Below are 25,552 nucleotides of genomic sequence, written 5' to 3'. Positions count from 1 at the left end.
CGTCGGCTCGTCCGCGATCTGGCATCCTCGCCGCTGGCCCCGGCAGGGAGCGGCGGACGCCCATGGATCGGATCAGCTTGAGCCTCGACGACGTGCCCGTCGCGCTGGTCGCAGTCGACGGCGGCCGCGTGGTCGGCGCGAACGCGGAGGCGTGTGCGCTGCTGGGCCTGCCCGATGCGGACTGCCCAGGGCTGGAAGGCGTTCTCGAGTGGTCCGAGACCGCTTCGGCACGGATCGCGGACCTCCTGACACATGCGCCGACCGCGATCGTCGAGTTGCCCGGGCCGTCGCATGCTGCTGCGGGCGGCAGCCTCCTCGCCACGGCACGCCGCTTGGATGGCGCTAGCCGCGTACTTCTCCACCTGCACGAGCCGTCCGCCGACGGTACGGCGCGCGGCGAGCTCGAGCGTCGACTGCAGTTCGAGCGCCTGCTCACGGAAGCGGCCGCCGCGCTCATCCGGAGTAACGACGCGGAGCTGGACAGCGCCATCGAGGGCCTGCTCGGCTCCGTCGGCCGCTTTTTCGGGGTCGACCGCGCGTACGTCTTCCTGATCGACCCGACCGCCATGCGGCAGAGCAATACCCACGAATGGGTGGCGCCGGGCATCTCGCGCGAGGCGCACAACCTGCAGGACCTGCCGCTCGACACGTTCCCGTGGCTGCTGGAGGAGCTGCGTGCCGACCGGATCGTGTGCGTCGAATGCCTCGACGACCTGCCCGCCGCGGCTTTCCGCGAGCGCGCCGAGTTCGAGCGCGAAGGCATCCAGTCGATCCTGATCGTGCCGCTGTGGATCGCCGGCACGCTACGCGGCTTCGTCGGCTTCGATGCCGTCCGTGGCCGCGTCGTCTGGGACGAGCCGTTCGTCATCGGGCTGCGGCTCATGTCGCAGGTGCTCGCGAGCGCGCTCGATGCCCGTGAGCTCTCGCGCCGCCTGAAGGCGCAGGCCCTGCACGATGCACTCACCGGCCTGCCCAATCGCACGCTGCTGCAGGACCGTTTCGAGCAGACCGCGCGGCGCGCGAGGCGCGGCAGCGAGCACGTGCTGCTGGCGGTGGTCGACGTGGACGACTTCAAGCACGTCAACGATCGGCACGGGCATCCCGCGGGCGATGCACTGCTCCGCGCGCTGGGCGCCCGGCTGCGCGAGGTGCTCCGCGACACCGACACCGTCGCACGGATCGGCGGCGACGAGTTCGTCATCCTCGCGAACGGCGCGGCGCCGGACGACCTCCGACGGCTTGCGCAGCGGTTGCTCTCGACCGTGGACACGCCGTTCGACGTCGGCACGGACGAACCCGTGCGGGTGGGCCTGAGCATCGGCCTCGCGCGCGAGGACGTCGCGCCGGACATCGAGCTCGACACGCTCCTGCGCGGCGCGGATGCCGCGATGTATGCGGCGAAGAGCGGCGGGAAGAACCGCTGGTCGCAGGCCATGCCCGCGGGCGCGCGTGAGCACGGCGTTGTGGAGGCGCTGGGCGGCGGCTAGGCTGTCCGCATGCAATCGCCCCTTCGCATCCTCATCCACGGCGCGACCGGCCGGATGGGCCAGGCGCTGCTGCGCCTCGCCGCCGAGCGCGACGACCTCCAGGTAGTCGCTGCGGTCTCCCGCAGCCGCCCGGCGCATCCTGTCGCCGACGGCATTGCATGGATCAGCGGCGGCGCGCTCGCGAACGTTCCACCGTTCGACGTCGCGATCGACTTCAGCCTGCCGGAGGGCTTCGACGCGATCCTCGAGACATGCCTTGCGCGGAACGCGGCGCTCGTCTCGGGCACGACCGGCCTCGAGCCGGCACAGCGGGCGGCGCTCGAGGCGGCCGCCGCGCGGATCCCCGTGCTCTGGGCGGCGAACTTCAGCCTGGGCGTCGCGGTGCTCGCGGATCTCGTCGAGCGCGCCGCCGGCATCCTCTCGCAGTGGGACTGCGACATCGTCGAGTCGCACCACGTGCATAAGAAGGACGCGCCTTCGGGCACCGCACTGGCGCTCGGCGCCCGCGCGGAAGCAGCCGGCGCGACGCCGCGGTACGCGTCGCTTCGCGCGGGCGACATCGTCGGCGAGCACCTGGTGCAGTTCGCCGCACCCGGCGAACGGATCGAGCTCGTCCACCGCGCGACGAACCGCGACATCTTCGCGCGCGGTGCGCTGCATGCGGCCACCCGACTCGTCGGGCGGCCGCCGGCGCTCTATGCGATTCGCGACGTCATCGGCTGAAGCGGCGGGGCGGTCGCGTCCGGGGAGCGACTGAGCCGGCCGTAGCCCGGATGGCAAGGCGCTGCACCGTGCCGGTGACCGGCACGGTCGCAAGCAGCCAAGGCGAGCCACGCGGTCGCGGACCGGCGGCCCCGGGCTCCGTGCGCTCGCCGTCGGCGCCGATCGCGCGGTCCGATCGTCGTCCAACTGGCGCCGACGCGCCCGCGCCGCTACAATTCCCGCTCGCCAGAATCCCGACGTCGGACCGGTCCCGCACCGCGTCCGCGCTTTGCTGCAACCCGGATTTTTCTCGACCGGCGAGCGCACGGGATCAGCACCCCTCGGCAGCAGAGGCGATCCCCGTGAACCAACCCGCAATCCTCGCACTCGAAGACGGCACGATCTTCGAGGGCGTATCGATCGGCGCGCCCGGACTGTCCGTCGGCGAGGTGGTCTTCAACACCGCGATGACCGGCTACCAGGAAGTCGTCACCGATCCCTCGTACGCGCGGCAGATCGTCACGCTGACCTATCCGCACATCGGCAACACCGGCACCACGCCGAAGGACGACGAGGCCAAGCCCGTCTGGCCGGCGGGGCTCGTGGTGCGCCATGTCCCGAAGCGCCCGAGCAACTGGCGCTCGCAACTGTCGCTGCCCGGTTGGCTCGCGGCAAAGGGCATGGTCGCGATCTCCGACATCGACACCCGCAAGCTCACGCGGCTGCTGCGGGACGGCGGCGCGCAGAACGGCGCGGTGATGGCGGGCGAGATCGACGAATCGCGTGCGCTCGAAGCGGCGCGCAAGTTTCCCGGCCTGAAAGGCATGGATCTCGCGAAGGAGGTCTGCACGCGTGAGCGCTTCGACTGGCGCGAGACCGAGCTCGACCTCGACAGCGATGCCTTCGCACAGGCCGACGGCCGCTTCCATGTCGTCTGCTACGACTTCGGCGTGAAGCTCAACATCCTGCGCATGCTCGCCTCGCGCGGCTGCCGGGTCACGGTGGTGCCTGCGCAGACACCTGCCGCCGACGTACTCGCGCTGCAGCCCCACGGCGTCGTGCTGTCGAACGGCCCGGGTGACCCGGAGCCGTGCACGTATGCGATCGAGGCGACGCGCGAGTTCATCCAGCGCCGCGTGCCGGTCTACGGCATCTGCCTCGGCCATCAGCTCCTGGCGCTCGCCGCGGGTGCACGCACGCTCAAGATGAAGTTCGGCCACCACGGGGCGAACCATCCGGTGCAGGACCTCGACAGCGGCCGCGTGCTGATCACCAGCCAGAACCATGGCTTCGCCGTCGACGAAGCCACGCTTCCCGCGAACGTGCGGGTCACGCACCGCTCGCTGTTCGATGGCAGCAACCAGGGCATCGCGCTCACCGATGCGCCGGCCTTCAGCTTCCAGGGGCATCCGGAAGCGAGCCCCGGCCCGCACGACGTCGCGCCGCTGTTCGACCGTTTCGTCGCCGCGATGGAGGCCGCATGAAGCTCCGATACCTAGCGGTCGTTTGGCTCGCGGCCACGTCCCTGGCGCAGGCGTCGACGCCCGGCCCCGATCGCCTCGAGCGCGTCCAGCAGCTCTTCGGCATCGACACGGCGATCGACCTGGCGATCGACCGCTCGTTCCGCGAGGACGTCGGCGCGAAGTGGAGCGACGCGCAGCGCAGCTGCGTCGCCCGCGAGGTGCGGCCGCTGTTCGTCGAGACGCTCGGTGGCGCGTTCGGCGCGATGTTCGAGACCGATGCCAACGTCGATGCCTGGATCGCGTTCGGCCAGACGCCGGCTGGGGCCAAGGTGCTGCGCTTCGTCCGCGACGGCGTCGGGAGCACCGTGAAGGGCGGGCCGGAGCCGAATCCCGCAGCGCTACTCGCGCAGCTGGACCGCGACGAGCTCGGCGCAGTGGCGGCCTTCATGTCCACGCCGGCCGGCGGGATCCTGCAGAAGCAGTTCCCGGACCCGCAGGTTCCCGAGGCGCGCCTGAAGGCGCTCCAGCCCGTCGTCGAGCGTGCCTGCTCGGTGCGTTTCGACTGACCGACCGCGAATTCACGAGACCGACATGCCAAAGCGCACCGACATCAAGACCGTCCTGATCATCGGCGCCGGCCCGATCGTGATCGGACAGGCCTGCGAGTTCGACTACTCCGGCGCCCAGGCCTGCAAGGCCCTGCGCGACGAGGGCTACCGCGTGGTGCTGGTCAACAGCAATCCCGCGACGATCATGACCGACCCCGACATGGCGGACGCGGTCTACATCGAGCCGATCACCTGGCAGACGGTCGAGAAGATCATCGCCAAGGAGCGGCCCGACGCGCTGCTGCCGACGATGGGCGGCCAGACGGCGCTCAACTGCGCGCTCGACCTCGCCGACAACGGCGTGCTCGAGAAGTACGGCGTCGAGCTGATCGGTGCCTCGCGCGACGCGATCCGCATGGCGGAGGACCGCGAGCTCTTCCGCGTCGCGATGGCCGAGATCGGGCTCGAATGCCCGAAGGCGGCGGTCGCACGCAACTTCGAGCAGGCGGTCGAGATCCAGGCGACCGTCGGCTTCCCCACCATCATCCGCCCGAGCTTCACGCTCGGCGGCACCGGCGGCGGCATCGCCTACAACAAGGAGGAGTTCGAGGAGATCGCCAAGCGCGGCCTCGAGCTCTCGCCGGTGCACGAGATCCTCGTCGAGGAGTCGGTGCTCGGCTGGAAGGAGTTCGAGATGGAAGTCGTCCGCGACAAGGCGGACAACTGCATCATCGTCTGCTCGATCGAGAACTTCGACGCGATGGGCGTGCACACCGGCGACAGCATCACGGTCGCACCGGCGCAGACGCTCACCGACAAGGAGTACCAGCGCCTGCGCGATGCCTCGATCGCGGTGCTGCGCAAGATCGGCGTCGACACGGGCGGCTCGAACGTGCAGTTCGGCGTCAACGCGCAGAACGGCCGCGTGGTCGTGATCGAGATGAATCCGCGCGTGTCGCGCTCGTCGGCGCTCGCCTCGAAGGCGACGGGGTTCCCGATCGCGAAGGTCGCCGCCAAGCTCGCGGTGGGCTACACGCTCGACGAGCTGCGCAACGAGATTACCGGCGGGCAGACGCCGGCGTCCTTCGAGCCGTCGATCGACTACGTCGTCACCAAGATCCCGCGTTTCGCCTTCGAGAAGTTCCCGCAGGCTGACGCGCGCCTCACCACCCAGATGAAGTCGGTCGGCGAGGTGATGGCGATGGGCCGCTCGTTCCAGGAGTCCCTGCAGAAGGCGCTCCGCGGGCTGGAGACGGGCAAGGTCGGCCTCGATCCGACCGGCCTCGACCTGACCGATGCCGAGGACCTCGCGCGCCTGCGCCGGGAGCTCAAGGAACCCGGCCCCGAGCGCATGTTCCATATCGGCGACGCCTTCCGCGCCGGCATGTCGGTGGAAGACGTGCACGCGCTCTCGCATGTCGACCTGTGGTTCCTCGACCAGATCGAGGAGATCGTCGGCGCCGAAAAGGAGGTGTCGACCGCGGGTCTCGCCGCGCTCGACGCCCGCCGCATGCGCGCGCTCAAGCGCATGGGCTTCTCCGATGCACGCCTGGCGCAACTCACCGGCACGGACGAGACCGCCGTGCGCGCACTGCGGCGTGCCTTCGGAGTGCGCCCCGTCTACAAGCGCATCGATTCCTGCGCCGGCGAGTTCGCCACCGAGACGGCCTACATGTACTCGACCTACGAGGACGAGTGCGAGGCGAACCCGAGCGATCGCAGGAAGATCATCGTGCTCGGCGGCGGACCGAACCGGATCGGGCAGGGCATCGAGTTCGACTACTGCTGCGTGCATGCGGCGCTCGCCCTGCGGGACGACGGGTTCGAGACCATCATGGTCAACTGCAACCCCGAGACCGTCTCGACCGACTACGACACTTCCGACCGCCTCTACTTCGAGCCGCTCACGCTCGAGGACGTGCTGGAGATCGTCGACCTCGAGAAGCCCTTCGGCGTGATCGTGCAGTACGGCGGGCAGACCCCGCTCAAGCTGGCGCGCGCGCTCGAGGCCAACGGCGTGCCGGTGATCGGCACGTCGCCGGACAGCATCGACCTGGCCGAGGACCGTGAGCGCTTCCAGAAGCTCGTCGACGAGTTGGGCCTGAAGCAGCCGCCCAACCGCACCGCACGCAGCGCCGACGAAGCGCAGGCGCTCGCCCGCGAAATCGGCTACCCGCTGGTCGTCCGCCCGAGCTACGTGCTCGGCGGGCGCGCGATGGAAGTCGTGCATGCGGACAGCGACCTCGCACGCTACATGCGCGATGCCGTGAAGGTCTCGAACGATTCGCCCGTGCTGCTCGACCGCTTCCTCGACCATGCGGTCGAGGTGGACGTCGACGTCATCGCCGACCGCGAGGGGAACGTCCTGATCGGCGGCGTGATGGAGCACATCGAGGAGGCCGGCGTGCATTCCGGCGACTCGTCCTGCTCGCTGCCGCCGTACTCGCTATCCGCAGCCACGCAGGACCGCCTGCGCGAGCAGGTGGTCGCGCTGGCGCGGGCGCTGAAGGTCGTCGGCCTGATGAACACGCAGTTCGCGATCCAGCAGGAGGCTGACGGCTCGGACACGATCTTCCTGCTCGAGGTGAATCCGCGTGCGTCGCGCACGGTGCCGTTCGTCTCCAAGGCGATCGGCATGCCGCTGGCGAAGATCGCGGCGCGCTGCATGGCCGGCATGACGCTGGCGGAGCAGGGCGCCACGAAGGAGATCGTGCCCGACTACTTCTCGGTGAAGGAAGCAATCTTCCCGTTCGCCAAGTTCCAGGGCGTCGACCCGATCCTCGGGCCGGAGATGCGCTCGACGGGCGAGGTGATGGGCGTCGGCCGCAACTTCGGCGCGGCGATCGCGCGGGCGCACGAGGCCGCGGGCATCCGCGCGCTGCCGGCGTCGGGCAAGGTGTTCGTCTCGGTGCGCGATCCGGACAAGCAGCGCGTGCTGCCGGTGGCGCAGGAGCTCGTGCGCCGTGGCTACGTCGTGGTGGCCACGCGTGGCACCGCGGAATTCCTGAAGTCGCAGGGTGTCGCCTGCGAGGTCGTGAACAAGGTGATCGAGGGCCGCCCGCACGTGGTGGACCTGATCAAGAACGGCGAGATCGCCTACATCGTCAACACGACGGAAGGCCGGCAGGCGATCGCCGACTCGTTCTCGATCCGGCGCGAGGCGCTGCAGCACCGCGTCACGTACTCGACGACGGTATCGGGCGCACGCGCGCTGCTGCAATCGCTCGAATACCGCGGCACGGGCCCGGTGTGGTCGCTGCAGGAACTCCACGCGACCATCGCCTGAGCCGTTCCATCGCCGCGACCGGCCGCCGCGTGCGGCCGGTCGCGTTTCCGGCCTGCCCATGCGCCGCGTGGACGGGCACAATCCCCTGCATGACGCCGGCCGCCGCGGCCGGTCGCCGAAGGAATCGCCATGAGAGCCCCGATCACCGCGAAAGGTGCGCAGCGTCTGCGCGCCGAACTCGAGAACCTGAAGTCCGTGCAGCGCCCGGCGGTCATCAATGCCATCGCCGAGGCACGTGCGCACGGCGACCTCAAGGAGAATGCCGAGTACGCCGCGGCGCGCGAGCAGCAGGGCTTCATCGAGGGGCGCATCAAGCAGCTCGAGGGTGAGCTGTCGCATGCGCAGATCATCGACATCGCCACCCTCAACGCCGGCAGCAGGGTCGTGTTCGGCGCGACCGTCGAACTCGCGGACGTCGATACGGACGAGCAGAAGACCTACCAGATCGTCGGGGACCTCGAGGCGGACATCAAGCAGGGCCTGATCGCGATCTCCGCGCCGATCGCCCGCGCACTGATCGGCAAGCACGAAGGCGACACGGTGACGATCGAGGCACCGGGCGGCACGCGCGAGTACGAGATCGTCGGCGTCCGCTACGTCGGCTGATCCCGTGCCGTCGGCCACGCTCCTGCTGCCCGCTGCGGCCCGCTTCGCGGACGAGGCGCTGCCTGCCGACCTCGCGCGCGCCCTGGGGCGGGGCGATGCGGTCGACACGCCGCGTGGCATCGAGGGCGTATTCGACGTGCTGCCGCGTGGTTGGCCCGTCGCGGCGGTGACGCGCCAGGCCGACGCCGGCGACGCCGCCGGCGCGCAATGGCTGCGGGTGGACCCGGCGTTCGTGCGGCCCGATATCAACGGCGCGCGCCTTCTGGCGATCGGCGAGAGCCTCGCACTGGACGCGCTGTCCGCGGACGTGCTGCTCAAGGCGCTGCGACCGCTGTTCGGTGACGCCGGCATGCCGATCGACGCGCCCACGCCGTCACGCTGGTACCTCTGCCTTGCGCCGCAGGCCCCACTGCCGCGCTTCGCGCCGCCGGACGATGCGCTCGGGGCCGACCTGTTCGAGCAGCTTCCGGACGGCCCGGAAGGTCGCCGCTGGCGCGCGCTCCTGAGCGAGGCGCAGGTCGTGCTGCACAACCACCCGCTCAATGCACAGCGCGCGGCGCAGGGCCTGCCGCCGGTGAACTCGGTGTGGTTCTGGGGGGCGGGCCGCCTTCCGGACCGCGTGCAGGCGGCCTTCGACCTTCTGCTCACCGACGACCCCGTCGCGCACGCCTTCGCCCGCCTGACCCCTGCACGCGCCGCGCCGCGGGGCGACGCCTGGTCGACGCCCGATGCCGGAACCGTCGTCGACCTGCGCGCGCTCCGGCGCCTCGACCAGCTCGTCTCGAAGTGGATCGAGCCGGCGCGGGTCGACCTCGCCGCGCGCCGCATCCAGACCCTCCGGCTCGCATGGCCCGATCGGCAGGGCATCGCCCTGCGGCGGTCGCAGGCCCTGAGATTCTGGCGGCGTCCACTGCGCAGCCTCCTGCCACGGACGCCCGAGTGAGCCGAACCGTCGCCCGACTCCGGCGTCGAGATCCCGTGGCGCCCGGTGCCTGGGCCGCGGGACTGCATCCGGTGCTCGCGCGCGTGTACGCGCTCCGCGGCGCGCATTCGCCCGAGTGCGCGCGTCCGCGGCTCGCGAACCTCCATCCGCCCGAGACGATGGGCGGGCTCGACGCCGCCACGACGCTGCTCGCCGACGCGATCGCCGCGGATGCGCACATCGTCGTGGTCGGCGATTTCGACTGCGACGGGGCGACGGCCTGTGCAGTCGGCGTGCGTGGCCTGCGCGCGCTCGGCGCCCGGCGCGTCTCGTATGCGGTGCCCAACCGCATGGTGCACGGCTACGGCCTGACGCCCGCGATGGTCGACGAGCTCGCGCCGATGGCCCCGGACCTTGTCGTCACGGTCGACCACGGAATCGCCTGCCATGCAGGCGTCGTCGCGGCCAAGGCCCGTGGCTGGAAGGTGCTGGTCACCGACCACCACCTGCCGGGCGAGTCGCTGCCGCCGGCGGATGCGATCGTCGACCCCAACGTGAGGGGCGACCGATTCGCGAGCAAGGCGCTCGCAGGCGTCGGCGTGATCTTCTACGTGCTGCTCGCGCTGCGCCGCCTGATGCGCGACCGCGGTGCGTTTCCGCAGGGCGAGCCCGACCTCGCGGTGCTGCTGGACCTCGTCGCCGTGGGCACCGTCGCGGACCTGGTGCCGCTGGACGCGAACAATCGCGCACTGGTCGCCGCCGGCGTGCGGCGGATCCGCTCCGGCCAGGTCTGCCTCGGCCTCGCCGCGCTTGCGGAAGTCGCGCAGCGCGATCCCGCACGTCTCACGACCGCCGACATCGGCTACGCGCTCGCGCCGCGCATCAATGCGGCGGGGCGGCTCGAGGACATGGCGCTCGGCATCGAATGCCTGCTCAGCGACGACCTAGGGCGTGCCCGCGAGATCGCCGCGATGCTCAACGAGATCAACAGCGAGCGCCGCGCCGTGCAGCAGCAGATGGTCGACGAGGCGGAAGCCGCGCTCTCGCGCGTCACCCTCCCGGACGGCGAACTGCCGCAGGCCGTCTGCCTCTACGATCCGGAATGGCATCCGGGCGTCATCGGACTGGTCGCGTCGAAGATCAAGGAGCGCCTGCATCGCCCGGTCGTCGCGCTCGCGCCCGCGGAGCCCGGCTCGCGCATGCTGCGCGGCTCCGCGCGCTCGATCCCGGGCTTCCACATCCGCGACGCGCTGGCCACCGTGAATGCGCAGCGTCCGGGCCTTCTCGATCGCTTCGGCGGGCATGCGATGGCCGCGGGCCTGAGCCTGCGCGACGACGCACTCGCCGAGTTCGGCGAACAGCTGCTCGGCGTCGCGCGCGGCGCGCTCGGGCCGGAGCTCCTGCAGGCGGAGGTGCTGAGCGACGGCGAACTTCGCGTCGATGAACTCTGCCGCAGTTGCGCGGAGGCCCTGCGCGACGGCGGCCCCTGGGGCCAGGCGTTCCCCGAGCCGCACTTCGACGGCGAGTTCGAGGTCCTCGGCTCGCGCGTCGTCGGCCAGCGTCACCTCAAACTCGAGCTCGGCCTGCAGGGGCGACGCTTCAACGCGATCGAGTTCGGCGGCTGGACCGGGGAGCCGCCCCCGGCGCGCGTGCGCATCGCGTATCGTCTCGAGCCGGACGACTATCGCGGCGGGGACGCGATCCAGCTCGTCATCGTCCATCGCGAGCGCGCCTGACGGGTCGACCCCGCGGCGCGCGGTGGCGCGTTGGAGCAGGGGACCTCGAACCGGGAGCACCGCATGCGCAAGATCCTCGTCATGGCCCTCATGGCCGTGGCCCTGTCGTTGCCGAGCGCGTACGGCCAGGAGCGGCACCTCACCGCGCCGCCGCTGATGACGACGCCCGAGCCGGGCGGTCGCGTCGAACTCGAGTCCGCCGCCTTCGATGTCGACAGCGCGGGCGGCGCGATGCGTACCTCGATCGACATGACCTTCCGCAACAGGGGCACGCGCACGCTGGAAGGGCGGCTGGAGTTCCCGCTCGCCCCGGGGCAGCAGGTCGTCGGCTTCGCACTGGACGTCGATGGCCGGATGCGCGACGCCGTGCCGGTGCCGAAAGCGAAGGGTCGCCAGGTGTTCGAGTCGATCGAGCGGCGCGGCGTCGACCCGGGCCTGCTCGAGCAGACCGCGGGCGAATCGTTCCGCCTGCGCGTGTTCCCGTTCGCGCCGGGCGGCACGCGGCGCGTGCGCATCGTGCTCCTCGAGACGCTCGACGCGCGGGGCAGCGCATCGCTGCCGGTGCACATCGCGCGCGGGCTCGGGGAAATTCCGGTACAGGTTCGCGCCGACGCGCCGGTCGCGGTCGACGGCCTGTTGCGCGACGTCGCCCTGAAGCGCGCCGGCATGGCGACGCGCCTGCTGCTGCGCCCGGCCGACGTACCCCCGGCGCGTCCGGTCCGGTTGCGCTTCGCAGCGGCCGCCGGCCCCCGCGTTCAGGTGCAACACCACGAGGACGCGCGGTACTTCGTTGCGGAAATTCCGGTCGCTGCAGCGGCACGGCCGCGGACTCTTCCGCGGCGCATGGGCCTGGTCTGGGACAGCTCCACGTCCGGCCGCGCGCGCGCCCACGACCTCGAGCTCGCCTTGCTCGACGCCTACTTCGCGAAGGCGGGCGATGTCGAAGTCCACCTGGTGCGCTTGCGCGACCGCGCGGAGCCCGCGGTGCGCTACGTCGTCCGCGGCGGCGACTGGCGCGAGCTGCGCCGAACGCTGGAGCGCAGCATCTACGATGGGGCCACCGCCACCGTCGACTGGCGCCCCGACCCCGCCGTCGGCGAGTACCTGCTGTTCGGCGACGGGCTCTTCAACTACGGCGACGCGCCGTTCCCGGCGTTCGGGCCGCGCCAGCGCCTCCATGCGGTCTCCACGACCGCGACAGCCGACATCGCCCGCCTGCGGGCGCTCACCGATGCGCGCGGCGGACGCACGATCGTCCTCCGCGACGCGGCGGGACTCGACGACGCCAGGCAGGCGCTCCTCCTGTCCCCGACACTGATCGAGCAGGTCGAAGGCACCGGCGTCGCGGACCTGGTGGCCGAGTCGACCACCGTCGAGCAGGGCGTCGTGCGCATCGCGGGTCGAATCGTCGATGCCGACGCGCGCGTGAGCGTCGTGCTCGCGGACGGACGCCGCCTCGACGTTCCGCTGCGCGGCGCCCGGGAGGGCGATCTCGCCGCGCCGCTCTGGGCGCGCTACAGCATCGCGCAGCTGGGTGCGGAGCCGGCGCGCAATCGCGCGCGCATCGCGGCGATCGGGCAGCGCTTCTCGCTCGTTACGCCGGAAACGTCCCTGCTGGTCCTCGAGAATCTCGACGACTATGTCCGCTACGAGATCGAGCCGCCCGCCGACCTGCGCGCGGATTACGCGCGACTTCGCGGCGAGATCGGAAAGCGCCGCGACGCCGGCATGCGGGAGCGCATCGATCGGGTCGCCGAGCAGTGGGCCGACCGCGTCGCATGGTGGGAGCGCGCCTTCCCGAAGGACGCGCCACGCAAGCCGGCGGTGACCGATGGCCGGACGGGCGGCGCGGTCAGCGCGGCCGCCGAGGACGCCGCAATGGCCGCGGATGCGGCTGCGGCGAGCGCGCAGCGCGAATCCCGTGAGCGGGCCGAGTCGCCTGCGGCGCTACGCGCGATGGCGCCGCCGCCCGCACCCGCGCCGGTCGCCGCCGAGGCGAACACCCTCGACACCATCGTGTTGACCGGCTCGCGGATCGCGTCCGACGGGTTCCAGGCGCCGGAACGTGCCGCCACCGCCGCAATCGTCCTCCAGCCCTGGCAGTCCGACTCGCCGTCGGCGCGTCGCCTTCGCGAGGCGGCCGCCGACGACGTCTACGACATTTACCTCGACGAGCGTGACGCCGAGCCCCGCGGCACCGCGTTCTTCCTCGACGCGGCGGACGTGCTGGCCGAGAAGGGCCGCACGGCCCTCGCGCTGCGCGTGCTGTCGAACCTCGCCGAGCTGCAGCTGGAGGACCGGCATGTCCTGCGCGTGCTCGCGTACCGGCTGATGCATGCGGGCCGCGCGGACCTCGCGATCCCCGTGCTGCGCCAGGTCCTCGCGATGGCGGGCGAGGAGCCGCAGAGCCAGCGCGACCTGGGCCTGGCCCATGCAGCGGCCGGTGAGCGGCAGGCCGCGATCGACGCGCTGTACGAAGTCGTTCGCGGCGACTGGGACGGCCGGTTTCCGGATATCGAGATCACGGCGCTGGCGGAGCTCAATGCCATCATTGCGACGGCGCCGCGCCCGCTCGACACGCAGGCGATCGACGCGAGGCTGCTCCGCGCGCTCCCGCTGGACCTGCGTGCCGTGCTCAGCTGGGACAGCGACGCGAGCGACATGGATCTGTGGGTGACGGACCCCAACGGCGAGAAGGCGTACTACGGCAATCGTCTGACCTACCAGGGCGGACGGATGTCGAGCGACTTCACCGGCGGCTACGGCCCGGAGGAGTTCGCGCTGCGCACCGCGAAGAAGGGGCGCTACCGCGTCGAAGCGAACTTCTTCGGCGAACGCCAGCCGCTGGTGACGGGCGCCACGACGCTCCAGCTGTGGCTGAGCACCGGCTTCGGCACGCCGCGCCAGAAGGACCGGACCGTCACGCTGCGCCTCAAGCAACGCAGCGAGACCGTGTTCGTGGGCGAATTCGAGGTCGAATAGCCCGCTTCGGCAGCGGCGGGCTACCCCGCCGCTGCTAGAATGCGCGGTTCTCCACCACGTTGCAGCCGCCGGACATGATCGAGCTCAATCCCGTCCGCCAGCGAATCGCCGACCTCCGCGGTCGGCTGGATTCGCTCAGGGGGTATCTTTGACTTCGACCAAAAGGTCGAACGTCTCGAGGAAGTAAACCGGGAGCTGGAAAGCCCCGATGTCTGGAACGACGCGGACCGCGCGCAGGCGCTCGGCCGTGAGCGTTCGTCGCTCGACAAGGTCGTCAACGGCATCCGCAGCCTGACCGATGGCCTCGTCGGCGCGGACGAGCTCCTCGAGCTCGCGGAGATGGAAGACGATGAGGACACCGCCAAGGCGGTCGTCGACGACGTCGAGCGCTATGCGAAGGACGTCGAGAAGCTCGAGTTCCAGCGCATGTTCTCCGGCAAGATGGACAACGCGAACGCGTTCGTCGACATCCAGGCCGGCGCGGGCGGCACCGAGGCCCAGGACTGGGCCGAGATTCTGCTGCGCATGTACCTGCGCTGGTGCGAATCGCGCGGCTGGAAGACCGAGCTGATGGAAGCCAGCGGCGGCGACGTCGCGGGCATCAAGTCGGCCACGCTGCGCGTCGAAGGCGACTTCGCCTACGGCTGGCTCAAGACCGAGACGGGCGTGCATCGCCTCGTGCGCAAGTCGCCGTTCGACTCGGACAACCGCCGGCATACGAGCTTCACCTCGGTGTTCGTGTCCCCCGAAATCGACGACAACATCGACATCGAGATCAACCCGGCGGACCTGCGGACCGACGTCTACCGTTCGTCCGGCGCGGGCGGCCAGCACGTCAACAAGACCGAGTCGGCGGTGCGTATCACGCATATTCCGAGCGGCATCGTGGTCGCCTGCCAGACCGGCCGCAGCCAGCACCAGAACCGCGACAACGCGATGAAGATGCTCGCCGCCAAGCTCTACGAGCTCGAGATCCAGAAGCGCAATGCCGAGCGCGACGCGGTGGAAGCCACCAAGTCCGACATCGGCTGGGGCAGCCAGATCCGCAACTACGTACTCGACCAGAGCCGGATCAAGGACCTGCGCACCGGCATCGAGCGCTCCGACACGCAGAAGGTGCTCGACGGCGACCTCGACGAATTCGTCGAGGCGAGCCTGAAGGCCGGCCTCGAGGTCGGCGCCAAACGCACCGACGCCGTCTGATCCCGTGGCCGCGCCTCCCGCGCGGCCGTCTTCCGGCGCCGGCAGGGGCCGGCATCCGAAGTCCAGCGAAACGACCGCCATGTCCGATACCCCGAACGCAGCGCCCCAGGCCGACGAGAACTTCCTGATCGCCGAGCGTCGCGCGAAACTCGCCGAACTGCGCGGGCAGGGCATCGCCTTCCCGAACGATTTCAAGCGGGTCGACTATGCGGGCGACCTGCAGGCGGAGTTCGCCGATGCGGAGCGGTGGACGGCCGAGGCGCTCGATGGCGCGCCCCGGTGCGTCGCACTCGGCGGTCGCATGCTGCTCAAGCGCGACATGGGCAAGGCGGGCTTCGCGCAGATCCAGGACGAGTCCGGCCGCATCCAGCTGTGGCTGAAAAAGGACCTGCTCGGCGACGCCTTCGACGTCTTCAAGAAGCTCGACCTCGGGGACATCGTCGCCGTGGAAGGCGAGCTGACGCGTACGCGCACGGGCGAGCTTTCCGTCCGCGCGTCGTCGCTCCGCCTGCTCACGAAGGCCCTGCGTCCCTTGCCCGACAAGTTCCACGGCATGGCCGACATCGAGCAGCGCTATCGCCAGCGCTACGTCGACCTCATCGTGACGCCGGAATCGCGCGACGTCTTCGTCAAGCGCAGCAAGATCATCCGCGCGATGCGCGCGTGGCTCGATGCACGGCGCTTCCTCGAGGTCGAGACCCCGATGATGCATTACATCCCAGGCGGCGCGGCGGCCAAGCCGTTCGTCACGCACCACAATGCGCTCGACCTCGAGCTGTACCTGCGCGTCGCGCCGGAGCTCTACCTCAAGCGCCTGGTCGTCGGCGGGCTGGAGCGCGTCTACGAGATCAACCGCAACTTCCGCAACGAGGGCGTGTCGACCCGCCACAACCCGGAGTTCACGATGCTCGAGCTGTACGAGGCCTATGCCACGTACACGGAAATCATGGACCTCACCGAGGACGTCATCCGCCACGCGGCGCTCGACGTGCTCGGCACCGCGCAGCTCGAGTGGGAAGGCCAGCCCATCGACCTGGGGCCGCGCTTCCGCCGCTGGTCGATGACCGACGCGGTGCTCGAGCACAATCCGGACATCGCGCGGGAGCAGCTGCGCGACGTCGAGGCGATGCGTGCGCACTGCGCGCGGCTCGGGATCCCGGTGAAGGCGTCCTACGGCTGGGGCAAGCTCCTGCTCGAGATCTTCGAGAAGACGGTCGAGCACACGCTCATCCAGCCGACCTTCATCACCGACCACCCGGTCGAGGTCAGCCCGCTCGCGCGTGCGAACGACGTCGATCCCGAACTCACCGACCGCTTCGAGCTGTTCGTGGGCGGCAAGGAGCTCGCGAACGGCTTCTCCGAGCTCAACGACCCGGAAGACCAGGCCGCGCGCTTCCTCGCACAGGTCGAGGCGAAGGCCGGTGGGGACGACGAGGCGATGCACTTCGACGCCGACTACATCCGCGCCCTGGAGGTCGGGATGCCGCCGACCGGCGGGCTCGGCATCGGCATCGATCGACTCGTGATGCTGCTTACCGACCGCGCATCGATCCGCGACGTGCTGCTGTTCCCCTACATGCGGCCCGAAGCCTCCGCCTGAGCCATGCGCTCAAGTACGGCAGGGACGCCGCCGATAACCGGGAGACGACGGTGGGACGCCTGCGGCACCACCGGGTTATCCTCGTCCCGTCCGCCGCCGGGGCGCCTGCCAACGGAAGGTCGAATGAACGTCGTCATCGTCGATGACCAGACCAGCGCACGCACCATGCTGCGCCACATCATCGAGGACATCGGGTCCGAGCTCGACGTCCACGATTTCGGCGAGCCGCAGGCCGCGCTCGACTGGTGCACCACGCACGACCCGGACCTGCTGCTGCTCGACTACCGCATGCCGGGCATCGACGGCGTCGAGTTCGCGCGCCGCTTCCGCAAGCTGCCGCACCACCGCGACATCCCGATCATCCTCGTGACGGTGGTGGGCGACGAGCCCGTCCGCCAGGCCGCGCTCGACGCCGGCGTCATCGATTTCCTCGTCAAGCCGGTGCGCCCGCGCGAGCTGCGCGCGCGCTGCCGGAACCTTCTGCAGCTGCGTCAGCAGTCGGAGACGGTGAAGCAGCGCGCGATGTCGCTCGAACACCGCCTCCAGACCTCGCTGCAGCAGATCGCCGAGCGCGAGCGCGCGACGCTCTCGCGCCTCGCCCGCGCGGTAGAATACCGCGACGGGGGCACGCACCCGAACCTGCAGCGCATGGCGGCCGTCGCCGGGCTGATCGCGCGCGGCGTCGGGATGTTCGACGACGAGGCGGTGCTGCTGGAGCAGGCCACGCCCCTGCACGACCTCGGCAAGATCGCGCTGCCCGACGCCGTGCTGCAGAAGCCCGGACCGCTCAGCGACGAGGAGCGCGCGCTGGTGCGCCGGCATCCGCAGATCGGCTACGAGCTGCTGAGTGGCAGCGGAAGCGACTTCCTCGAACTGGCGGCGACGATCGCGCTGCGCCACCACGAGCGCTACGACGGCAGTGGCTATCCCGATGGGCTTTCGGGCGCGCGGATCCCGCTCGAGGCACGCATCGTCGCGGTCGCCGACGTCTTCGATGCGCTGATCACCGCGCAACCCTACAAGCACGCCTGGGAGATCGACGCCGCCCTCGCGCACCTGTATGCGCAGCGCGGCACCCTGTTCGACCCGCAATGCGTGCAGGCGCTGCTCGGCAACCGTCGCCAGCTCGACGCCCTGTGCGAGCAGTACCGCGGCGAGGTCGGGGGGCGAACGCCGTGATCGGCGCACTGCGCGCGCTGCGGGCACGCTTCGCCGCACGCGAGGATAGCGAGCACGGCCAGGCGACCGTTCGCATCGCCGCGCTCGGCGTCGTGCTCACGTACCTGCTCGCCGGCCCGCACGGCGAGCGCTCCGACGCCTTCTACGACGTCATGGCCATGGTGATGGCCGGCTTCGTGATCGGCAGCCTGATCCTGGCCTGGCTCGTCGCCTCGCCCGCCCGCAACCATGCACGCCGGCTGGTCGGGATGGCCGCGGACTATGGCCTCATGGCCGCGGCCATGATTCGGTGGGACGAGCCGATCGCGTGGGTCTACGTGCTGATCATGTGGGTCACGGTCGGCAACGGCCTGCGCTTTGGGAGCCGCTACCTCGCCGGCGCGATGACCGCCGCGCTCGTTTCGTTCGGCCTGGTGCTCGCGAAGTCCGCCTACTGGCAGCAGAACCTCGCGCTCGGCATCGGCCTCTGGATCGGTCTGTTCGCGATTCCGATGTACCTCACCGGCCTTCTCAAGGCACTCACCCGCGCCACCGACGAGGCACGCCGCGCGAACGAGGCCAAGAGCCGGTTCCTCGCGAACATGAGCCACGAGTTCCGCACCCCGCTCAACGGCCTCGCCGGCATGACCGAGCTGCTTTCGGCGACCCGCCTGGACGCCGAGCAGCGCGAGTGCGTGCGTACCCTGCAGGCGTCGACCCGCACGCTGATGGGGCTCGTCGAGGATGTGCTCGACATCTCGGCGATCGAGGCCGGCAAGCTCAAGCTGCATGCCACCGAGTTCGAGCTCCGCGAGCTCGTCGCGAGCATCGGGCTGATCCTCGAGCCGCAGGCGCGGGCCAAGGGGCTCGAGTACCGCGCCCGCGTCGCCGACGAGGTGCCCGCGCTGCTGCGCGGCGATGTCGCGCACGTGCGCCAGGTGCTGATCAACCTCGTCGGCAATGCGGTGAAGTTCACCGATGCGGGGAGCGTGCGCCTCGACGTCGAGCCGGTGGGTGGCGACGCCCAGCGCGGACGCCTGCGCTTCACCGTCACCGACACCGGCGTCGGGATTCCGGTCGCGATGCGACGCCGCCTGTTCGATGCCTTCGAGCAGGCCGATGCCGGCCTCGCGCGCCGCTACGGCGGCACGGGCCTCGGCACGACCATCGCCAAGGGGCTGACCGAGGCGATGGGCGGCACGATCGGTTTCGAGAGCTCGGAGGGGCAGGGCAGCCGCTTCTGGGTCGACATCCCGTTCCAGCCGGTGGCCCCGGTCGAAAGAACCGCTGCCGCCACTACGGACGATGCGCGCGATGCGGCGGAGACCGCCGGCGGGAACGTCATCGCCTTCAGCAATCCGTTCCTGCGCCACCGCGCGCGCGTGCGCCCGCTCGACGTGCTCGTCGCCGACGACCACGAGGCCAACCGGATGGTGCTGCAGCGGCTGCTGCAGAAGGCCGGCCATCGTGCGACCTGTGTCGACGGTGCGGAACAGGTGCTCGACCTGCTCGCGGAGTCGAGCTATGACCTCGTGATCACCGACCTGCACATGCCCGGCATGAGTGGCGTCGACATGCTCCGCCAGCTGCGCCTGATGGAGGCCGGCGGCACGCGCACGCCGGTGGTGATCCTGAGCGCCGACGTCACGCCGACGGCGATCCAGTCGTGCCAGGACGCGGGTGCCTGGGGCTTTCTCGCCAAGCCCGTGTCCACCGCCCGCCTGCTCGACACGCTCGCTGACATCGCGGAGCAGCGGCCGGCCACATCGTCGGCGCCTGCGCTCCGCGTCGAGCCGGCGCGCACGCCGGAACGCGTGTCGTTCGATCCGACCGTGCTCGACGAGCTCGGTGCACTCGGGCTCGGCGACGCGTTCGAGCGGGAATTCTGCAGCCAGTGCCTGACCGATGCCGAGCGTGGGCTGCGGCTCATTGCCGAGGCGGGTGCCGTCGGGGCCTGGGACCCGCTCCGCGAACACGCCCACGCCGTCAAGGGCGTGGCGGGAAACGTCGGCCTGGTCGCACTCTCGCTCGAGGCGGGCGAACTGATGCGCCTGCAGGACTGGCAGATGGCCGGCGAATGGAAAGCGCGTTTCGAGGCGCTCCGCGAGCGCCTGTCCGAGGGCCGTGACATCCTCGCCGCGCGCCGCCGCACAGCGCAGGACGGCTCGGCCGGCAACGGCGATTGATCAGCGCAGCGCGCGCCGCGCCTGCGCGCGGACGATCCGCTCCATCGTCCTGAGCGAGCGCTCGCCCAGTTGCAGGGCCGCGTCCACCCAGATCTCGGTGATCGCCATCAGCTCGTCGCGCGTCACCGGATTCGCCGCGCGCCGCACGCGGTTCAGCGCCAGGTGCGCGAACGGTGCACGCTGCTCCTTCTCGATCAGTTCGCGGACCACGCGTTCGCCTTCGCCCTTGGGCGCGACGACGTCGACCACGCCGAGCCGCTGCAGTTCGTCCGCGGCGAGGATGCGCCCTTCGAGGATCAGGCGCTCGGCCTGCTGCGGCGGCATGCGGCGGCTGAGGAACGAGTAGGCGCCCATGCCCGGGAACAGGCCGAACAACACCTCGGGCAGGCCCATCTCGACGCCTTCCTCGGCGACGATCACCTGACAGGCCAGCGCGAGCTCCATGCCGCCGCCCAGTGCATCGCCCTGCACGAGCGCGATGGTGCGCACGTCGCCGCCCAGCCCGCCGTGCAGCAGGTGCACGCCTTCCACGCAGCGCGTCGCGTAGTCGAGCAGCCCGTCGCGATCGCCGGCACGGATGAGCTTCGAGAACAGCGCCAGGTCCCCACCGAGGTTGAATGCGCCGGGCGCATCGGATGCGAGCACGACATGCCGCAGGCCGCGGGGCGGTGCACCGACGGCATGGAGCGCCGGCGACGTGACCGACGAGAGCATCGACCACATGTCGTGCATCAGCTCGGTGCGGAAGCACGGGCGGATTCCGGTCGCGTGGTCCGAGTGCATGTACAGCCAGTCGCAGGCTGTGCCCTGTTCGCTCTCGACGCGTACGGTGGGATACGTACGCGCGCGGTACAGCGGTTCCTTCGTGCTCATGTCGCGGTTCCTCGAATGGGGAACCGCCCGCGTGGGCTGGTGGGCGCGGGCGGTCAGGTGGTGCCCACCAGCTGATCCTACACCCCGGCCGCGCATGCAAAAGACAGGCCCGCTCGAGGCGGGCCTGGGGTCACGCACTACGACGGAACGCCGTCAGGCGGGCGTCGGATCGCGCAGCTCGCGCCGGAGGATCTTGCCGACATTGGTCTTCGGCAGCTCCTTGCGGAACTCGACGAAGCGCGGGAGCTTGTAGCCGGTGAGGTTCTCGCGGGCATGCGCGAGCACCTGCTCGGCGGTCAAGGAGGGGTCCTTCGGCACGATGACCACCTTCACCGCCTCGCCGGACTTCTCGTCCGGCACGCCCACCGCGGCGACCTCGAGCACCTGCGGCATCATCGCGATGACGTCCTCGACCTCGTTCGGATACACGTTGAAGCCCGAGACGAGGATCATGTCCTTCTTGCGATCGACGATGTAGAAGAAGCCGTTCTCGTCCATCCGTGCCATGTCACCGGTGTGCAGCCAGCCTTCGGCGTCCATCACCTTCGAGGTCTCGTCGGGACGGTTCCAGTAGCCGGCCATCACCTGCGGGCCCTTGATGCACAGCTCGCCGATCTCACCGACCGGGAGCGTCCTGCCGTCGTCGTCCTTCACGCAGGCCTGGGTGGACGGGATAGGCAGCCCGATCGCACCGTTGTAGTCGGCGAGGTCCATCGGATTGATGCAGGCCGCGGGCGAGGTCTCCGTGAGGCCGTAGGCTTCGACCAGCGTGCAGCCCGTGACCTGCTTCCAGCGCTCCGCCACCGCGCGCTGCACCGCCATGCCGCCACCGAGCGTGAGGCGCAGGGTCGAGAAGTCGATCTGATCGAACCCGGGCGTGTTGAGCAGGCCGTTGAACAGCGTGTTGACGCCGGTGATCGCACTGAAGCGGACGCCTTTCAGTTCCTTGACGAACGCCGGCATGTCGCGCGGGTTCGTGATCATGTGGTTGAGCCCGCCGAACTTCATGAAGACGAGCCCGTTCGCCGTCAGGGCGAAGATGTGGTACAGCGGCAGGGCGGTGATGATCGTCTCCTGGCCTTCGCGCAGGTTGCCGCCGATCCAGGCCGAGGCCTGCTGCATGTTCGCCACCAGGTTGCGATGCGTGAGCATCGCGCCCTTCGCCACGCCCGTGGTGCCGCCGGTGTACTGCAGGAAGGCGATATCGTCCGGCGCGATCGCGACCGGCGTCATCGCGTGGCGCGCGCCCGCATCGAGCACGTCATTGAAGCGCACGGCCTTCGGCAGGTCGTAGTCGGGCACCATCTTCTTGACGTGGCGCACGACGAAATTGACGATCGCGCGCTTCGGGAAGTTCAGGCGGTCGCCGAGCCCCGTGGTGATGACGTGGCGGACGGACGTCTCGGCGAGCACTTCCTCGACGGTGTGCGCGAAGTTGTCGAGCACCAGGATCGCCGTCGCACCGGAGTCGACGAGCTGGTGCTTCAGCTCGCGCGCCGTGTACATCGGATTGGTGTTCACCACCGTCAGGCCGGCGCGCAGGATGCCGAACGTCGCGATCGGATACTGCAGGCAGTTCGGCATCATGATCGCGACGCGATCGCCGCGCTTGAGCTTGAGCTCGTGCTGCAGGTAGGCCGCGAACTGCGCGCTGAGGCGATCGACCTCGCCGTAGGTGATCGTCTTGCCGAGGCTGGAGAACGCCGGCCGGTCGCGATACTTGGTGATCGCGGTCTCCAGGACGGAGACGATCGACGGGTACTCGTCGACGTCGATCTCCGCCGGGACGCCGGCGGGATAGCTCGCCAGCCACGGACGCTCATTCATCATGCGATTCCCCTTTCATCGCTGCCGCGGCGACGGTGAAATCCGCGCCCGTACGGTATCGCTCGATTGGATCATACGGCTCGCGCGGCTATCAAGGCGCGGGCGAGGCGACGTGCACGGCGCTTGCCGCGGCGCACAAAAAAAGAGCGGAGGCAGGGTGCCTCCGCTCCATGGTCCCCGACGGTGAGGCCGCCCGTGCCGGTCAGGCCGCCTTGCGTGCGGCGAGCTGGCGCAGCACGTAATGCAGGATGCCGCCGTGGCGGAAGTACTCGACTTCCTTGGGCGTCAGCAGCAGCACCGCGACCTGGAAGCGCTTCTCGCTGCCATCGGCCCGGCGCGCCACGACCGTAGCGGTCTTGCTCGCGCCGTCCTGCAGGCCCTCGATCGAGATCGTCTCCGAGCCGTCCAGGCCATGCGACTGCGCGTTCTCGCCGTTGACGAACTGCAGCGGGAGCACGCCCATGCCGACCAGGTTCGACCGGTGGATGCGCTCGAAGCTCTCGGCGACGACGGCCTTGATGCCGAGCAGGTTGGTGCCCTTGGCCGCCCAGTCGCGCGACGAGCCGGTGCCGTACTCCTTGCCCGCGAACACCACCAGCGGCACGCCGTCGGCCTTGTACTTCATCGCCGCGTCGTAGATCGCGAGCTTCTCCGGCTGCGCGCCGCCATCCTTCGCGAAGTACAGCGTGTTGCCGCCTTCCTCGCCGCCCAGCATCAGGTTCTTGATGCGGATGTTGGCGAACGTGCCGCGCACCATGACGTCGTCGTTGCCGCGGCGGCTGCCGTAGCTGTTGAAGTCGGCCGGCTGCACGCCGCGCTCCATCAGGTAGCGGCCCGCCGGCGAGTCCTTCTTGATGTTGCCGGCCGGCGAGATGTGGTCGGTGGTGATCGAGTCACCGAACAGGCCGACGATGCGCGCGCCGGCGATGTCGGCGATCGAGCCGACCTGCATCGACATGCCGTCGAAGTAGGGCGGGTTCTTGATGTACGTCGACACCTCGTCCCAGGCGAACGACTCGCCCTCGGGCGAGGCGATCTGGTTCCAGCGCGAGTCGCCCTTGAAGACGTCGGCATAGGCCTGGTTGAACAGGTCCGGGCCGATGGTCGCCGCGATCGTGTCACCGATCTCCTTGTTCGACGGCCAGATGTCGCGCAGGTACACCGGCTGGCCGTCCGAACCCGTGCCGAGCGGCTCGGTGGTCAGGTCGATGTCGACCGTGCCGGCGAGTGCATAGGCGACGACCAGCGGCGGCGAGGCGAGGTAGTTCATCTTCACTTCGGGGTGCACGCGGCCCTCGAAGTTGCGGTTGCCCGAAAGCACCGAGGTGACCACGAGGTCGTTCTCGGCGATACCGCGCGAGACTTCCTCCGGCAGCGGGCCGGAGTTGCCGATGCACGTGGTGCAGCCGTAGCCGACGACGTGGAAGCCCAGCTGCTCGAGGTCGCCCAGCACACCGGCCTTGCGCAGGTAATCGGTGACGACCAGCGAGCCCGGGCCGAGCGAGGTCTTCACCCACGGGGCCGACTTCAGGCCCTTGGCCACGGCGTTTCGCGCGAGCAGGCCCGCGCCCAGCATCACCGCCGGGTTCGACGTGTTCGTGCACGAGGTGATCGCCGCGATGACGACTGCGCCATCCTTCAGCTGCACGTCCTGGCCGAGCATCTGCACGACCGAGTGCGGCGCATGCGCCGTGTCCTGGTGCGAGACGTCGGCCGCGTCGAGGCTCTTCACCTTGCGGTTCTTCGTCAGCGCCGGCAGGTTCTGCCGGTAGTTGTCCTTGACCTGCTCGAGCAGCACGCGGTCCTGTGGGCGCTTCGGGCCGGCGAGCGACGGCTTGACGTCGGCGAGGTCGAGCTCGAGCACGGCCGAGTACGAGGCCTCCGGCGTCGACGCGTCGTGCCACATGCCCTGCGCCTTGGCATACGCCTCGACGAGCGCGATGGTGTCGTCGGGGCGGCCGGACAGGCGCAGGTAGTTCAGCGCCTCGGCGTCGATGGGGAAGATGCCGCAGGTCGCGCCGTACTCCGGCGCCATGTTCGCGATCGTCGCGCGGTCGGCGAGCGGGAGGTGCTGCAGGCCCTCGCCGAAGAACTCCACGAACTTGCCGACCACGCCCAGCGCACGGAGCATCTGGGTGACGGTGAGGACGAGGTCGGTCGCGGTGGTGCCTTCCGGCAGCGCGCCCTTGAGCTTGAAGCCGACGACCTGCGGGATGAGCATCGACGAGGGCTGGCCGAGCATCGCGGCCTCGGCCTCGATGCCGCCCACGCCCCAGCCCAGCACGCCGATGCCGTTGATCATCGTGGTGTGCGAGTCGGTGCCGAACACCGTGTCCGGGAACGCCTGCAGCACGCCGTCGACGTCACGCTCGACCACGACGCGCGCGAGGTTCTCAAGGTTGACCTGATGCACGATGCCGGTGTTGGGCGGCACGACCTTGAAGTTGTCGAATGCCTTCTGGCCCCAGCGCAGGAAGCTGTAACGCTCCATGTTGCGCTTGAACTCGATCTGGCCGTTGAGGTCCGCGGCGTCGGGACGGCCGTAGATATCCACCTGCACCGAGTGGTCGATCACCAGCTCGGACGGGATCAGCGGGTTGATCTGCGCCGGCGAGCCGCCCAGCTTCGTCACCGCGTCGCGCATCGCCGCGAGGTCGACCACGCAGGGCACGCCGGTGAAGTCCTGCAGCACCACGCGCGCCGGCATGAAGGCGATCTCGGTGTCCGGCTCGGCCTGCGGGTTCCACTTCGCGACCGCCTCGATGTGCTCGGGCAGCACCGTGACGCCGTCCTCGTGCCGGAGCAGGTTCTCCAGCAGGATCTTCATCGAGTAGGGCAGGTGCGCCAGGTTGAAGCGCTGGCCGAGCGTGGGCAGGCTGAAATAGGTGTACGACTTGCCGTTGACGGCGAGCTGCGCGCGGGTGGAGAAGGAGTCGGCCATGAGGGCTCCGTGGAGGCGGCGGGGCACGGCGC

The 25,552-nt window shown here is 70.0% G+C and carries 16 protein-coding genes; 13 read left to right on the top strand and 3 right to left on the bottom strand.

Going from position 1 to position 25,552, the window contains the following annotated elements; genetic code table 11:
- Positions 1-62: 62 nt before the first annotated feature.
- From ACYVJJ_RS11630 to ACYVJJ_RS11570, 13 genes are all read left to right on the top strand, one after another.
- Positions 63-1,487, top strand: coding sequence for a diguanylate cyclase domain-containing protein (locus ACYVJJ_RS11630; RefSeq protein ID WP_460833756.1), 1,425 nt, complete (start codon positions 63-65; stop codon positions 1,485-1,487).
- A 9-nt stretch (positions 1,488-1,496) separates the two neighbouring features.
- Positions 1,497-2,210: a 4-hydroxy-tetrahydrodipicolinate reductase gene (gene dapB, locus ACYVJJ_RS11625; RefSeq protein WP_460833755.1), complete on the top strand. Its 714-nt coding sequence runs from the start codon at positions 1,497-1,499 to the stop codon at positions 2,208-2,210.
- Positions 2,211-2,551: 341 nt separating this feature from the next.
- Positions 2,552-3,673 carry a glutamine-hydrolyzing carbamoyl-phosphate synthase small subunit gene (gene carA / locus ACYVJJ_RS11620; protein ID WP_460833753.1) on the top strand — a complete coding sequence of 374 codons (1,122 nt, stop codon included), beginning with the start codon at positions 2,552-2,554 and terminating at the stop codon, positions 3,671-3,673.
- Positions 3,670-4,218: a hypothetical protein gene (locus tag ACYVJJ_RS11615; protein ID WP_460833752.1), complete on the top strand. Its 549-nt coding sequence runs from the start codon at positions 3,670-3,672 to the stop codon at positions 4,216-4,218. The genes carA and ACYVJJ_RS11615 overlap by 4 nt, the downstream gene beginning before the upstream one ends.
- Positions 4,219-4,243: 25 nt before the next feature.
- Positions 4,244-7,486 (top strand): carbamoyl-phosphate synthase large subunit, encoded by a 3,243-nt coding sequence (gene carB, locus ACYVJJ_RS11610; RefSeq protein WP_460833750.1) that lies wholly within the window; start codon positions 4,244-4,246, stop codon positions 7,484-7,486.
- A gap of 129 nt (positions 7,487-7,615) precedes the next feature.
- Positions 7,616-8,092, top strand: coding sequence for a transcription elongation factor GreA (gene greA, locus ACYVJJ_RS11605; RefSeq protein ID WP_460833749.1), 477 nt, complete (start codon positions 7,616-7,618; stop codon positions 8,090-8,092).
- A 4-nt stretch (positions 8,093-8,096) separates the two neighbouring features.
- Entirely contained in the window at positions 8,097-9,035 is a 939-nt protein-coding gene (locus tag ACYVJJ_RS11600) for a phosphoglycerate mutase (RefSeq protein ID WP_460833747.1), read from the top strand.
- Complete coding sequence (gene recJ / locus ACYVJJ_RS11595; protein ID WP_460833745.1) at positions 8,939-10,750, top strand: single-stranded-DNA-specific exonuclease RecJ; 1,812 nt, start codon at positions 8,939-8,941, stop codon at positions 10,748-10,750. Before ACYVJJ_RS11600 ends, recJ begins: the two co-directional genes overlap by 97 nt.
- A 63-nt stretch (positions 10,751-10,813) precedes the next feature.
- Positions 10,814-13,732, top strand: a complete 2,919-nt coding sequence (locus ACYVJJ_RS11590; protein ID WP_460833744.1) for a VIT domain-containing protein — start codon at positions 10,814-10,816, stop codon at positions 13,730-13,732.
- A gap of 74 nt (positions 13,733-13,806) precedes the next feature.
- Positions 13,807-14,935, top strand: a protein-coding gene (gene prfB, locus ACYVJJ_RS11585; protein WP_460833742.1) for a peptide chain release factor 2 whose coding sequence is annotated in 2 segments (ribosomal slippage) — positions 13,807-13,881 and positions 13,883-14,935 — 1,128 coding nt in all. Because the reading frame shifts where the segments join, the coding sequence is not laid out codon by codon here.
- 79 nt (positions 14,936-15,014) lie between these two features.
- Positions 15,015-16,535, top strand: coding sequence for a lysine--tRNA ligase (gene lysS, locus ACYVJJ_RS11580; protein WP_460833741.1), 1,521 nt, complete (start codon positions 15,015-15,017; stop codon positions 16,533-16,535).
- 123 nt (positions 16,536-16,658) lie between these two features.
- Positions 16,659-17,714 (top strand): HD-GYP domain-containing protein, encoded by a 1,056-nt coding sequence (locus tag ACYVJJ_RS11575; protein ID WP_460833739.1) that lies wholly within the window; start codon positions 16,659-16,661, stop codon positions 17,712-17,714.
- Positions 17,711-19,879, top strand: a complete 2,169-nt coding sequence (locus ACYVJJ_RS11570; RefSeq protein WP_460833737.1) for an ATP-binding protein — start codon at positions 17,711-17,713, stop codon at positions 19,877-19,879. Before ACYVJJ_RS11575 ends, ACYVJJ_RS11570 begins: the two co-directional genes overlap by 4 nt.
- Here ACYVJJ_RS11570 and ACYVJJ_RS11565 read toward each other — a convergent pair whose 3' ends face one another.
- From ACYVJJ_RS11565 to acnA, 3 genes are all read right to left on the bottom strand, one after another.
- Complete coding sequence (locus tag ACYVJJ_RS11565; RefSeq protein ID WP_460833735.1) at positions 19,880-20,752, bottom strand: crotonase/enoyl-CoA hydratase family protein; 873 nt, start codon at positions 20,750-20,752, stop codon at positions 19,880-19,882.
- A 153-nt stretch (positions 20,753-20,905) separates the two neighbouring features.
- Positions 20,906-22,582 (bottom strand): long-chain fatty acid--CoA ligase, encoded by a 1,677-nt coding sequence (locus ACYVJJ_RS11560; protein ID WP_460833733.1) that lies wholly within the window; start codon positions 22,580-22,582, stop codon positions 20,906-20,908.
- A 199-nt stretch (positions 22,583-22,781) separates the two neighbouring features.
- Positions 22,782-25,520 (bottom strand): aconitate hydratase AcnA, encoded by a 2,739-nt coding sequence (gene acnA / locus ACYVJJ_RS11555; RefSeq protein ID WP_460833731.1) that lies wholly within the window; start codon positions 25,518-25,520, stop codon positions 22,782-22,784.
- Between the last annotated feature and the right edge of the window lie 32 nt (positions 25,521-25,552).

It is taken from the genome of Lysobacter humi (ex Lee et al. 2017) (genome assembly GCF_054781815.1).
This window is presented reverse-complemented; position numbering and strand designations above follow the sequence as displayed.

Coding starts and splice junctions, on each gene's coding strand:
- greA (WP_460833749.1), top strand. CDS start 7,616: ATGAGAGCCCCGATCACCGCGAAAGGTGCGCAGCGTCTGCGCGCCGAA.
- ACYVJJ_RS11575 (WP_460833739.1), top strand. CDS start 16,659: ATGAACGTCGTCATCGTCGATGACCAGACCAGCGCACGCACCATGCTG.
- ACYVJJ_RS11565 (WP_460833735.1), bottom strand. CDS start 20,752: ATGAGCACGAAGGAACCGCTGTACCGCGCGCGTACGTATCCCACCGTA.
- ACYVJJ_RS11630 (WP_460833756.1), top strand. CDS start 63: ATGGATCGGATCAGCTTGAGCCTCGACGACGTGCCCGTCGCGCTGGTC.
- ACYVJJ_RS11560 (WP_460833733.1), bottom strand. CDS start 22,582: ATGATGAATGAGCGTCCGTGGCTGGCGAGCTATCCCGCCGGCGTCCCG.
- acnA (WP_460833731.1), bottom strand. CDS start 25,520: ATGGCCGACTCCTTCTCCACCCGCGCGCAGCTCGCCGTCAACGGCAAG.
- dapB (WP_460833755.1), top strand. CDS start 1,497: ATGCAATCGCCCCTTCGCATCCTCATCCACGGCGCGACCGGCCGGATG.
- recJ (WP_460833745.1), top strand. CDS start 8,939: ATGGCCCGATCGGCAGGGCATCGCCCTGCGGCGGTCGCAGGCCCTGAG.
- lysS (WP_460833741.1), top strand. CDS start 15,015: ATGTCCGATACCCCGAACGCAGCGCCCCAGGCCGACGAGAACTTCCTG.
- ACYVJJ_RS11590 (WP_460833744.1), top strand. CDS start 10,814: ATGCGCAAGATCCTCGTCATGGCCCTCATGGCCGTGGCCCTGTCGTTG.
- carB (WP_460833750.1), top strand. CDS start 4,244: ATGCCAAAGCGCACCGACATCAAGACCGTCCTGATCATCGGCGCCGGC.
- ACYVJJ_RS11615 (WP_460833752.1), top strand. CDS start 3,670: ATGAAGCTCCGATACCTAGCGGTCGTTTGGCTCGCGGCCACGTCCCTG.